10 protein-coding genes are annotated in these 11,898 nt (G+C 51.2%); 7 read left to right on the top strand and 3 right to left on the bottom strand.

Annotation, left to right across the window (positions count from 1 at the left end):
- The first annotated feature begins 98 nt into the window (after positions 1-98).
- Positions 99-779, top strand: coding sequence for a hypothetical protein (locus SYN6312_RS18335; protein ID WP_015124884.1), 681 nt, complete (start codon positions 99-101; stop codon positions 777-779).
- A gap of 13 nt (positions 780-792) precedes the next feature.
- On the opposite strand, the gene ylqF is transcribed toward SYN6312_RS18335, so the two are convergent.
- The 3 genes from ylqF to SYN6312_RS10640 form a co-directional block, all read right to left on the bottom strand.
- Positions 793-1,701: a ribosome biogenesis GTPase YlqF gene (gene ylqF, locus SYN6312_RS10650; protein WP_015124883.1), complete on the bottom strand. Its 909-nt coding sequence runs from the start codon at positions 1,699-1,701 to the stop codon at positions 793-795.
- Positions 1,702-1,733: 32 nt separating this feature from the next.
- Entirely contained in the window at positions 1,734-2,393 is a 660-nt protein-coding gene (locus SYN6312_RS10645) for a hypothetical protein (RefSeq protein WP_041430824.1), read from the bottom strand.
- Positions 2,394-2,573: 180 nt separating this feature from the next.
- Positions 2,574-3,971 (bottom strand): PP2C family protein-serine/threonine phosphatase, encoded by a 1,398-nt coding sequence (locus tag SYN6312_RS10640; protein WP_015124881.1) that lies wholly within the window; start codon positions 3,969-3,971, stop codon positions 2,574-2,576.
- 302 nt (positions 3,972-4,273) lie between these two features.
- Between SYN6312_RS10640 and SYN6312_RS10635 the strand changes: the two genes are divergently transcribed.
- From SYN6312_RS10635 to infB, 6 genes are all read left to right on the top strand, one after another.
- The gene (locus SYN6312_RS10635) at positions 4,274-5,350 is read left to right on the top strand and encodes an isocitrate/isopropylmalate dehydrogenase family protein (RefSeq protein WP_015124880.1); all 1,077 of its coding nucleotides are present in this window, start codon (positions 4,274-4,276) and stop codon (positions 5,348-5,350) included.
- Positions 5,351-5,522: 172 nt separating this feature from the next.
- Entirely contained in the window at positions 5,523-5,816 is a 294-nt protein-coding gene (locus SYN6312_RS10630; protein ID WP_015124879.1) for a hypothetical protein, read from the top strand.
- Positions 5,817-6,418: 602 nt separating this feature from the next.
- On the top strand, positions 6,419-7,486 hold the full coding sequence (mtnA, locus tag SYN6312_RS10625) for an S-methyl-5-thioribose-1-phosphate isomerase (RefSeq protein WP_015124878.1): 1,068 nt from the start codon (positions 6,419-6,421) through the stop codon (positions 7,484-7,486).
- A gap of 7 nt (positions 7,487-7,493) precedes the next feature.
- Positions 7,494-8,126, top strand: a complete 633-nt coding sequence (locus SYN6312_RS10620) for a precorrin-8X methylmutase (RefSeq protein ID WP_015124877.1) — start codon at positions 7,494-7,496, stop codon at positions 8,124-8,126.
- Positions 8,127-8,159: 33 nt separating this feature from the next.
- Positions 8,160-8,717 carry a ribosome maturation factor RimM gene (rimM, locus tag SYN6312_RS10615; RefSeq protein ID WP_015124876.1) on the top strand — a complete coding sequence of 186 codons (558 nt, stop codon included), beginning with the start codon at positions 8,160-8,162 and terminating at the stop codon, positions 8,715-8,717.
- 150 nt (positions 8,718-8,867) lie between these two features.
- Entirely contained in the window at positions 8,868-11,834 is a 2,967-nt protein-coding gene (gene infB / locus SYN6312_RS10610) for a translation initiation factor IF-2 (RefSeq protein ID WP_015124875.1), read from the top strand.
- Positions 11,835-11,898 lie beyond the last annotated feature (64 nt).

Below are 11,898 nucleotides of genomic sequence, written 5' to 3'. Positions count from 1 at the left end.
AGTGCGTAAAGTTAGGTGTGCTTTGAGTATCCCATTGGCTGGATAGATGACCGACACGATTAAGTTTGGTGTGGAATTAGGGTGTGAGGATTACGAAAATGTCGAGAAAAATTAGCTCTGCCTTGGTGCTGGGCCTGTTGACAAGCCTCTTAGTGGGCTGTGGTGGTGGGGAACCCGAATCAACTGCGATTAGTCCGCCCCCCTTACCCACTCCATCGCCCCCTGCCCCAGAACCCCCCCCGACGGCTGGTGTTGGCCCCTCAGTTTTAGGAAATCTCACACCGCCAACCAATCCCCAAATGCGGGTGAAAACCATTGCCCAGGCCAAGGATGTGGGCCGCCCCAATCCCTTTAGTAGTGTCAGTCCGGCGCAGGCTCCCCCTGGCTTAAATAGCCAAAATGCTCCCTTACCGGCGCCAATTCAGTTTGTCCCTGTATCCCAAATTAATCAGCGGCTAGCCGAAATTCTCCCCCCTTCTGCCTTACCTCCTGGCCGAGTTCCCGCAGCTCCCTTACCTCCGCCTAAAGATGCCCAGGGTGTGCAGTTATTTGGTGTGGCTGTGGTCGCTGGGGTTCCCCAGGCCATTGTGCGCGCCCCCGGTGAAGTTGTCAGTCGAACTGTGCGGGTGGGAGATACCTTAGCCAATGGGGTGCGAGTGACCAATATTTTGGCCTATGGCTCCAGTCCGGCCATTGTTTTAGAGCAGTTTGGACAACAGGTGACCGTTGGTATTGGCCAGGCCCAAGCCAGCACCCCCAACAATAATGCTCCTCTCTAACTCGTGATTTAAGCTATGGGCTGGGTGGCTTCTCAAGGCAGATGGGGCCAAGGGCAAGCCGCCGAAAATCTTGGAGGAGTTGGCGTCCCGCCCGTTCGTGATCGTTTTTGAAACGCTGGATAGCTAGATAAACAATATATTCTTCCCCAGAACGTTCATCTAGTCCGACCTGATAGCGGTTGAGCAAGCGGGGGGCTTGGTTTAAGTCCTGCAATAAGTCGATCAGGGCGGCCGCAACCCGCTGATTGTCATAGGCAGCTTCGCCAATATCATCACAAATAGCTAGCTTGATGGCGGCATTTTGATCTTTGAGGTTTGCAGGCAAGACCCCAGGGGCATCTAACAGTTCAAGTTGATCGGAAATGCGGATCCAGCGGAGTTGGCGGGTCACTCCAGGCCGGGCAGCACTGGCGGCAATTTTTCGCTTCAGTAACCGATTAATCAAAGCAGACTTACCAACATTGGGAAACCCTAACACCACTGCCCGCACGGGTCGGGGATTCATGCCTCGGAGTTTGCGCCGTTCATTAACCGTTACCCCTGCGGCCTGGGCGGCTTTGAAAATTGCTACGACTCCATCTCCTGTTTGTCCATTGGCGAAATAGGGACTCTCAGCTTGGGATCGAAACCAGGCCTGCCATTGTTCCCGCTCCAAGGGACTAATCATATCCAAACGATTCAGGATCAGCAGACGCGGTTTTGTCCCAATCCATGCGGGAATTTGGGGGTGAAAACTCGCTAGAGGAATCCGTGCGTCCCGGACTTCTAAGACTACATCCACCCGACTCAGTTGTTCCTTGAGGGCTTTTTCGGCCTTGGCAATATGGCCGGGATACCACTGAATCAGGGGAGTCGCGACAATACCCCGCTCAATCCGTTCTAGTGGGCCTAGGTCAAGTTCAGGCTTGGGTTTACGGGGCATGGATTTAATCTCATCATCAAAACGTCTAGGACTTATTGCACCGTGGGACGGCGACCATTCCCCCCAGTAACGAAGGTAATCGGTTGCTGATTATTTAACGGCTCCCAGCCCACATCAAACCCCTGTTGCCAGGCCACGCTCCGGGCCGCCCGAAAACAATCAAAGCTATCGGGACGAACAAAAAACAACAGGGCATCCTCTTGGGGACGGAGTTGATTTAAGGTTTGGCGAAAGACGGAATTGGCCTGGCCAACTCGCTCTGGGCTCTCTCCGGCAAAGGGGTCTAAGGGTTGATAGCGGGTTTGCAGAATCGGTTGTCCCTGATATTCAAAAACAGAGAGCCTGGCCTGGTAATAGCGAGTGTTGACCTCGAAATTATTCAGTTGGCTAAAGACCATGAGGGGATCACCGAGGGAGGTGGCACTTAACAGCCGAACTTGCTTTTCCATGGCGACTTCAACTTTATCCGCCTCAAGAGGAGTCACCCGGTTCTCGCGACATTCCACAAAGGTAATACTTTTCTTACTTTCTCGGGCCAAGGGAGTCCTAATCAAAGCGGGAGCTTCAGCCGCCATTAAGCTGGCAAATAAGCAGACAAAAATCAAAACTCCAACCGTATTGGTCAGCACATCCATAAAGGAGTCCAGGTTTTGGGCAGGGGGTTGAACCTTCCGGTAAATACGCCGTCTCATCAGTAAAAATCTTTAGCCTTAGCCATGAATGAAGGAGGGGGGAACGGGGGCAGATGACTGACAGGGGATCCCGTTCCAATCTTACTGGTTTTGCCTCGGCTGTTTTCTCAAGGGGGCCAATGCCCTCTACCGCCAGATAGCTTTCAGCCTAGGGGGCTTTTCTGTTGCCGAAATCTCAGCCTAGTCTGTGACTGATAACACAATGAGGGTCATATCATCCTGTTCCTCTTTGACCGGGCCGGTAAATTGGCTCACGGTTGTAAAAATATGTTCTAAAACCCGATCGGGAGAGAGTGCTAACTGACAGGCTTGGCTTAGGGCTTCTTGGAGACGAAACTCCTCAAAACGCTCCCGCTGTGGATTTTCAGCCTCGGTAATCCCATCGGTATAAAAAATAATTCGATCCCCCGGCTCTAATTGCACCGCCACTTCCTGATATTGGGCCCGGCCATCTAAACCAATCAACATCCCATAAGTATCTAATCGGCGCACAGATTCCGTTCTGGCCTGCCAGAGGAGGGGAGGTAAGTGGGCTGCATTACTGTAGGAGAGAATGCGGGTTTGGGGATTGTATTCCGAATAAAAAAGGGTGACAAAGCGATGGGAGGTTTCCAAATCTGGCTGCATGGCCCGATTCAGGTGTTGCATAATCCGACTGGGGCGATGGCCATTGAGAGCTTCTGCCCGCAACATTCCCCGGGTCATAGTCATAATTAGACCGGCTGGAACTCCTTTACCCATGACATCCCCAACGGCAATACCCCACCGCCCTTGGGCTATGGTTTTGTGATCCCCCTGGCCATAGGTAATTGGAATAAAGTCATAATAATCACCGCCGACCCAACTGGCTGTGCGACAGGCCGCAGCTAATTCCAGGCCCCAAATCTCTGGACAGTGGCTTGGGAGGAGATTTTTTTGAATTTCCGCGCCAATTTCCAGTTCTCGGTCTAAGCGTTGTCGCTCCCGGAGTTTGACCGCCAGTTCATCGTTGGCAATGGCCATCGCTGTTTGATCCGCAATTACCTGCATCAGATGTTGGCGGGTTTCTGACCAGTCATAGGTTGGGGATTGGGTAAAAATGTAAAGCCGGCCCCGTTCCCGGAGTTGGGAATCCTTCACGAGAATACTGGTGCCAAAAAATCTAATCCCTGTGGGAATCCGGGCGGCCAGTTGGGCATCCAGTTGGCTTTCTAGGGAGTCTTGGGTATGGGTAGTATCCACATTAGCCAGGCCATTGGCCAGGGTACGGGTTGCTGTCTCCAAGGCTGAGCGAATATTTGGGCATTGATCACTGGCATGGCAGTGGAGTTGTTCGAGACGCACCTGTCCATCAGCCCGAAATAGAACTAAGGCGGTGGCATCGGCTTCTGTCACCCGCGAGGTAATTAAGGGAATCAGTTCAAAAAATTGATTGAGGTTGTTGAGGGTGCGCAGGGCAAAACTGAGAGAAGCCAACAGTTCTTGGATTTTGCTATTTTCCCGTTGCAGTCGCGCCACCAACTGCTTCAAGGCCAAAACCGGGCCTGGGGAGGGTTGCAGTAGGGTGGATAACGATGCTGGGGGGACAGTCGTGGTCATGGAAAAAGACTCAGGCAAATTAGTATCCAAGGAATCAGGAAGCTCGCAAGTGAGGATCAGGCGGAGAAAGCAGACTGAATGCCGGAGAGGAAAAGTGTGGAGAAAAAAATGGCCAATTTGACTTGATAGTGTAGCACCTCTGTTCCTAGAGAACTCTAGAAATCAGGCCCCGCAAATCTTAAGATTTTCAGGCATGGTTAGTTTGGACTAATCTTAAAGATTTCCTGACATGGGCCTGGATAAATTGGCGGTATGATCCTGAGACATAATCACGCTCCCATCACTTTTTAGGAGGATGCCCCGTGGCCCACGCAGTCACCTTAATTCGCGGCGATGGAATTGGCCCTGAAGTTGCTTTAGCGACCCAGACGGCATTAGATGCAACGGGGGTGGCCTTTGATTGGCACGTGGTTGATGCAGGCGTGGACATGATGGATAAGTATGGGACACCCTTACCGGAGCACGTCCTAGACACGATTAAAGAAACTAAAACCGCCATTAAGGGGCCCATTACTACCCCTGTGGGGACAGGCTTTCGCTCTGTGAACGTGGAAATTCGCAAACGCCTGAATCTTTACGCTAATTTACGACCCGCTAAATCCATTGTCGGGGTAAAAAGCTATTTCCATGATATTGATCTGGTGATTGTCCGGGAAAACACCGAAGACCTCTATGCCGGGATTGAGTTTGACTACAAGACCCCGGAAGCTGCCAAAGCCAGAGCCTTTTTAAGTGAGTTATCCGGTAAATCGATCCGGGATGATGCCGCCATTGGGGTTAAGCCGATTTCCGTCTATGGCAGTGAGAAAATTCTCAATTTTGCCTTCAAGTATGCCCAGGCCAATGGTCGCAAAAAAGTCACGGCAGTCCATAAAGCCAACATCATGAAATTTACCGATGGCCTATTTTTAGAGACGGCCCGGAAACTTGCCCCCAACTATCCAGATCTAGAGTTTGAAGACCGGATTGTGGACAACATGTGTATGCAGTTAATGCAAAAGCCGGAACTCTACGATGTCATGGTCATGCCCAATTTATATGGCGATATTCTCTCGGATATGTGTGCCGGGATGATTGGGGGCCTGGGGATTGCACCGGGGGCCAATATTGGCGATGACTATGCGGTGTTTGAAGCCATTCACGGCTCGGCCCCCAAATATGCCGGACAAAACAAGGCAAATCCGACCGCGTTGATTCTTTCCGGGGTGTTGATGTTGCAATACCTGGGGGAAGTGGATGCCGCGCAACGGTTACAAGCGGCGGTGGAAAAAGTGATTGGTGAGAAAAAATATGTCACCTACGATTTAATTCCCCCCGGACAAACCCCAGTTGGTACCCAACAAATGGCCGAAGCGATTGCCCAGGAAGTACAACGTTAAGCGGGGCCTAGCGGCCATCGTATCTGAGCGGGCATCCGTACAATGTTGAATTGGTAGTGTCAAGGGTATCTTTAAGTAAGATGTATCATAGACTTTTTATTCTGCTGTTGCAGTAAAGTCAGTAAGCGTCGCAAGATTCTCTTGGGGGGCTTCCCATAGGGATAGTGTTTGTATGAAATTTTTAATTTCCGTACCAATTTTATCCATTGCTTTTTTTATCCCAGGCCCAGTGCTGGCGGCCAGCTATCCCCCGGCATCAATACAAAAATTTATGGTTGATTGTACTCGAAGGTTTCAGAAACAGGCTCCTCCTGGTTTTGGTGGTCGTGGCACAGCTTTCTGCACCTGCATGATTGAGGGAATTCAGGCAAAAATGAGCTTTAAGCAGTTTCAACGATTGGCCAGTAATCCAAATGATCCGGCTTTAAAACCAATTCAAAGGGGATGTATGTTTCATCTCTTTTAGATCCAATTAATTCTTGGTAATGCTGATTTAATTGATTAGCTCGTTCCGAAAAAGTAATGTTTAACTCTTCACAGATTCTTTTTATACCCTACTCTCCAATATGGCAGTCCGTCTTGATTTGTGAGAATGATTGATCATGACAGGCATTGGCAAGGAATAGACCTTCCTTAAATCTAGGGTGAAACTAGAAACTTTCAAGAAGATATAATTTTATCCTAGTCTCACAATTCATTACTGTTTGCTATATGTTCCTACAAAATAGCTATTGGACATCAAGACAAGCATAATCAACAAACTCTTGAATTGAATCAAAGGCATTTATGAATTTATACGGTGAATAATAAATTATGGATCTGAGTAATTTAGGCTCTCTTGGATTTACGGTAAAAATGTATATGATGATACATTTTATTGACGTGCTAATGACTGAAAGCTTTTGATATCAGGGGTTATAAGCTGAGCCTATCACCCTGTTCCCAAGAGAGCCGTAATTAATTATCTTTTGCCTGAAGTTATAGCATTAAGGCTGTACTTCAAGAAGCTGGAGGAATTAGACCTCTTTTAGTGATAATTAAGGGGTGATTTATCCAAAGGACAAGTGCATGAGTCAGGGGATTTTTCCGGTGCAGTGGCATGAAAACAGTGTCCGCCTGATTGATCAAACCCGCTTACCGGCCGAATACAGCGTTGTCGATATTCACTGTGTTGACGACATGGCCACCGCGATTACCACCATGATTGTTCGGGGTGCGCCCGCGATTGGGGTGGCGGCGGCGTTTGGGATGTATTTGGGAGCACGGGACTATGCTGATTCTGACCGTCAGGGCTTATTAGACCATCTCGAACAGGTCGCAATTCTCTTACGGCAAACTCGACCCACCGCGGTGAATTTATTCTGGGCCATTGATCAAATGCTGAAGGCGGCCCAGGCCAGACCCGGTTCAGTCTCCGAAATCCAAGCCTACCTGCTGCAAACGGCGCAAAAAATCTGTGATGACGATATCCGCACCTGTCAGCAAATTGGCGACCATGGCCTGGCAGCCTTACCGAACTCTCCTGAGAAGTTAAGAATTCTGACCCACTGTAATGCCGGGGCCTTAGCCACGGCGGGCTATGGAACAGCCTTAGGGGTAATTCGCTCAGCCTGGTCAGCGGGACGGTTAGAACGGGTTTATGCTGATGAAACTCGCCCCCGTTGGCAAGGGGCCAAACTAACCACTTGGGAATGTGTCCAAGAAGGTATTCCAGTGACGTTATTGGCAGATACGATGGCAGCCCATTGTATGCAGCAGGGGATGATCGATGCGGTCGTAGTCGGGGCGGATCGGATTGCTGCCAATGGGGACACGGCCAACAAAATTGGGACGTACAGCGTTGCTCTTGCAGCCCAGGCCCACGGGATTCCCTTTTTTATTGCCGCCCCAGCTTCTACCGTAGATTTAGCGTTACCAGAAGGCAGTTTAATTCCCATTGAGCAACGGGATCCGGAAGAAGTTTATTTAGTCGGGAATCAACGCATTTGTCCAGAAGGGGTTGAGTTTTATACGCCCGCCTTTGATGTCACCCCTGCCCATTTAATTAAAGGGATTATTACTGAGTTTGGTGTCTTTCCCCCGGAGCGATTAGAAGCGGGGTTAGCAGGCCATCTCAATGCGGAACACCAAGGCTAGGGAACCCATGGATTGGCACAGTAGCGACATCCAAAGTTTGCACCAAATTGATCAGGAGTTGGGGGATCATCCCTTTGCTCCGGCAGAATATGAAATTATTCGGCGAGTGATTTATGCCACAGGGGATTTTGACTATCAAACCTTGATCCAATTTTGTCCTCAGGCCTTGTCTGCGGGTGTGGCGGCCCTCTCGGTCAGAACCCCAATCATTGTCGATGTGCCCTTAGTGCAGATGGGAATTTTGCCGCAATTGCAAACCACCTTTGCGAATCCCGTTTACTGTGGCAGCGAAACCTTTACCCGCCCGCAGACTGAAAAATCCCGCGCGGCTTTTGGAGTCGAAACCCTCTCCCGGCGGCATCCAACGGCTATTTTTGTCATTGGGGCTTCCCAAACAACTCTGTCTCCCTTGTTAGAACTGGTGCAGGCCGATGAAATTAAGCCAGCCTTGATTATCCACACACCGGTGGGATTTTTGCCCCAAGGGCGCGAGCAACTGGAAAAATCTTGGTTACCCAATATTATGCTGAATGGGCAAAAAGGGGGGCCAGGGGTCGCAGCAGCTATTTTATCGGGTCTGATTGATTTGGCCTGGGGAGCTTACGGCCACGACATCAAGGATCAAAGTAAGCCCCGCTAACACTCCCGCCCTAATTCTCTCCTTTTTTTCCTTATGACTCTCTCTTCGCAAATTGATACCTCCGACTGGATTGTAATTGGGCAGATTGTTGCTCCCCAAGGCCTGGCTGGGGCAGTCCGAGTTTATCCAGAATCAGATTTTCCGGAGCGATTTTTAGAACCTGGGCCCCGTTGGCTAAAAACTAATCATCAAAACTCCCCAATTCCAGTCACCCTGACTGAGGGTAGATTTTTAAATGGCCCAGGCCTGTATGTTCTTACCTTTGCAGAATATAAAACCCGGACAGAGGCTGAAAATTTACGGGGAAGTCAGTTAGTCGTGCCCATGTCTGACCGCCCCCCCCTAGAGCCTAATGAATTTCATTTGATGGATTTGATCGGGCTAGACGTTTTTATTCCCCCTGATCCAGAGGTGATTGGGACGGTGATCGGGCTGATCAATGCCGGGAATGATCTCCTTGAAGTCCGGCTCCACCGCCCCCAAGAGCCAATTGTCCTGATTCCTTTGGTTCGGGAGATTGTTCCTACGATTGACCTCCAACATCGGCGGATTGAACTCACCCCCCCGACCGGATTAATTCCCGTAAAATAAACATTCCCCTGGCAAACTGGCAAAATGGTTAATAATGGCTATAGGGCCAAATTTCGCCAAGGTTGTGGAACTTCCTGTGAGTTAGCATCTTTACGTGCTGATCCACCATTTTGGGGACTGAGTTGGTAGCAATTGCAGACAGGGTAAAGAATGAGTAACGGTAAAGTCAGAATTTACGATCTTGCGAAGGAACTGAATCGGGATAATAAGGATCTGTTGACGATTTGTGAAAAGTTGGCCATCTCGGTGAAAAGCCATAGCAGCACCATTTCTGATGAGGAAGCCGCCCAAATTCGCCAAGAAGCAGAGACCTTTACACCTCCCGTAGCCCCGAAACCGATGCGTCCGGCCCAGGCTCCAGCGCGACCGAAACCTTCTGTCCCGATGCCCGTCAAGAAATCTCAACAAATTGTGGCGGTTCACAGTACCCATTCTCGCCCGACCCCTGCCTTGGCCCCAACCAGTGAGGGCAATTCAACCCCTGGCCTGGTGGAGCAGCCGTCTCGACCTGTACCGCAACTCCACCGCCCCCCAGCCCGGGAGGGAAGTTTGCAACCGCCGATTAAGCCCATCGTGCGCGCGCCCCAGCCCCCGGCCCCGCCAGCACCTGCTACCCCGGAAGTTGAACCACTTGTCCAGGCCCAGGAACCTGCCCCTTTACCGACTCTCCAAGGCCCCCCACCCCGGCCTCGCTCTACCCCATCTGCTGCCGAGACTGCTGCTTCAGCCTCGAGTTTGGAAGGCATTGCTCCACCTCGTAAAGTTCGCCTCCCCGACCCCCCCCGTTCCCAGCAACTCCAACACCCTGAACCTCTGAAAGTTCCAGGGCCTAAAATTAGTGTCTCTGGTTCAGAACCTGTCCCCCCAGACGTGCTGCCTAAACCAGTTCATAAACTCCAGCCGCCCCCGCGCCTCCTAGATGCTCCAGTCCGGCCTGCACCGCCAAAACCCCCTGGAACCGGGACATCGGAAGATGCGATTGAAGTTCTCCAAAATGACTCTGTTAATCGCGTTCTCTCAACCCGTGGCCGCCGCACTCGTGGTAAGACCGCCCAAGAGGAAGAAGAGGAACTCCGGGCCAAAAATGCCGCTAAGGGTAAACGCCGCACCTCAGGAATTGAGGAGGAAGATGAGCTAGATTTTGGGGCTGACTCTCTTCTGAAGCTACAAACCATAGATGTTAGTCAATCCCTGGTGCGCCCACCCAAGCCAAAAGCCACCAAGAGTAGTCGCCCAGTTACCGTTAAGCCTGAGGCCAAGCCAGCACCCAAGAAAGCGGATAAGAATGATCGACGTGGTCATCGCGGGCGAGATCGCCAAGAGGAAGAAGAAGTCACCAGGCCTGAGAAAATCACCCTCGACGGTAGTCTCACGGTTCAGGAATTGGCGATGAAGCTGGTTGTTCCGGAATCGGAAGTGATCAAGGTTCTCTTCTTCAAAGGCATTGCTGCTACCATCAACCAGGCCCTAGATTTGGAAACCGCTGAAATGGTGACTAAGGAATTGGGGATTGAGGTTGAAGCGGGGACTCAAGAATCTGCGGCCAAGAAAGTCACAGAGATGATTGAGGCGGGGGATCTCGATTATCTGCAACGTCGTCCGCCCGTAGTCACGATTATGGGGCATGTGGATCACGGGAAAACCAGTCTTTTGGATGCAATCCGCCATGCCAAAGTAGCCCAAGGAGAGGCCGGTGGCATTACCCAACATATTGGGGCTTACCATGTGGATGTGGAGCATAATGGCGAACCGGCCCAGGTTGTGTTCCTGGATACTCCCGGCCACGAAGCCTTTACAGCTATGCGGGCCAGGGGCGCGCGGGTAACAGATGTGGCAGTCCTAGTGGTGGCCGCCGATGATGGGGTACAACCACAGACCATTGAAGCCATTAGCCATGCCAAAGCTGCGGGCGTGCCGATTGTTGTGGCAATTAACAAAATTGATAAGGAATCGGCCCAGCCCGATCGGGTGAAACAGGAGTTAACCGAATTTAATCTGGTTCCTGAAGAATGGGGGGGCGATACGATCATGGTTCCGGTCAGTGCCCTCCAACGGGAAAACTTGGATACCTTACTGGAAATGATCTTGTTGGTTTCCGAGGTTGAAGATCTCTATGCCAACCCAGACCGACCTGCGCGAGGGACAGTAATTGAAGCCCATTTGGATAAAGCCCGAGGTGCTGTAGCCACCTTCTTGGTTCAAAATGGCACCTTACGCGTCGGTGATGTCTTTGTGGCCGGGGCCTGCTTAGGGAAAGTCCGGGCCATGATTGATGACCGGGGACAACGGGTTGAGGCGGCTGGACCATCCTTTGCGGTGGAAGTCTTGGGTCTAACGGATGTCCCTGCAGCTGGGGATGAATTTGAAGTCTTTATTGATGAAAAAGCAGCCCGTTCTTTAGCCGATCAACGGACGATGGAACAACGGCAAGTTCGTTTGGCCCAGGCCATGGCTGCCCGACGTGTTTCTCTCACCACCTTGTCTGACCAGGCTCGCGAAGGGGAACTCAAAGAACTAAATCTGGTTCTCAAAGCAGATGTGCAGGGATCCTTAGAGGCGATTTTGGCTTCCTTAGGGCAACTGCCGCAAGATCAAGTCCAACTGCGGATTTTACTCTCAGCCCCTGGAGAAATCACCGAAACAGATGTGGACTTAGCCGCAGCCAGTAGCGCCGTTATTGTCGGCTTTAATACCACCCTCGCCAGTGGAGCCCGCCAGGCCGCCGATCAAAACAATGTAGACATTCGGGAATACAACATCATCTACAAACTCTTGGATGATCTCCAGGCCGCGATGGAAGGGTTACTTGATCCGGAAATGGTCGAGGAAGAACTGGGACAAGCCGAAGTCCGAGCCACTTTTGCGGTGGCCAAAGGTGTTGTTGCCGGTTGCTATGTCCAGGCCGGGAAACTCGTGCGTAACTGCAAAATCCGGGTTCAACGGGGGAATCAAACCGTCCATTCGGGTGTCTTAACGTCCTTGAAGCGGATGAAAGATGATGCCAAGGAAGTCGCAACTGGCTTTGAGTGTGGGGTGCGCTTGGATGACTTCCAGGGGTGGCAAGAGGGGGATGTCATCGCCGCCTATCAAACCGTGGCTAAACGCCGGACACTCTAAGGAACCTCTCAGGAGATTTTCAGGATGTCTTGCCAAGATTGTTCCCAGGCCTCCTTGCTGTATT

Origin of the sequence: Synechococcus sp. PCC 6312 (assembly GCF_000316685.1) — a bacterium.
Taxonomy (GTDB): Bacteria; Cyanobacteriota; Cyanobacteriia; order Thermosynechococcales; family Thermosynechococcaceae; genus Pseudocalidococcus.
The sequence above is the reverse complement of the archived record's forward strand: the minus strand, read 5'-3'. Positions and strand labels throughout refer to the sequence as shown.

What these genes read in the sequence shown, in the direction of transcription:
- SYN6312_RS18335 (WP_015124884.1), top strand. Translation starts at nt 99, where the DNA reads ATGTCGAGAAAAATTAGCTCTGCCTTGGTGCTGGGCCTGTTGACAAGC.
- ylqF (WP_015124883.1), bottom strand. Translation starts at nt 1,701, where the DNA reads ATGCCCCGTAAACCCAAGCCTGAACTTGACCTAGGCCCACTAGAACGG.
- SYN6312_RS10645 (WP_041430824.1), bottom strand. Translation starts at nt 2,393, where the DNA reads ATGAGACGGCGTATTTACCGGAAGGTTCAACCCCCTGCCCAAAACCTG.
- SYN6312_RS10640 (WP_015124881.1), bottom strand. Translation starts at nt 3,971, where the DNA reads ATGACCACGACTGTCCCCCCAGCATCGTTATCCACCCTACTGCAACCC.
- SYN6312_RS10630 (WP_015124879.1), top strand. Translation starts at nt 5,523, where the DNA reads ATGAAATTTTTAATTTCCGTACCAATTTTATCCATTGCTTTTTTTATC.
- mtnA (WP_015124878.1), top strand. Translation starts at nt 6,419, where the DNA reads ATGAGTCAGGGGATTTTTCCGGTGCAGTGGCATGAAAACAGTGTCCGC.
- SYN6312_RS10620 (WP_015124877.1), top strand. Translation starts at nt 7,494, where the DNA reads ATGGATTGGCACAGTAGCGACATCCAAAGTTTGCACCAAATTGATCAG.
- rimM (WP_015124876.1), top strand. Translation starts at nt 8,160, where the DNA reads ATGACTCTCTCTTCGCAAATTGATACCTCCGACTGGATTGTAATTGGG.
- infB (WP_015124875.1), top strand. Translation starts at nt 8,868, where the DNA reads ATGAGTAACGGTAAAGTCAGAATTTACGATCTTGCGAAGGAACTGAAT.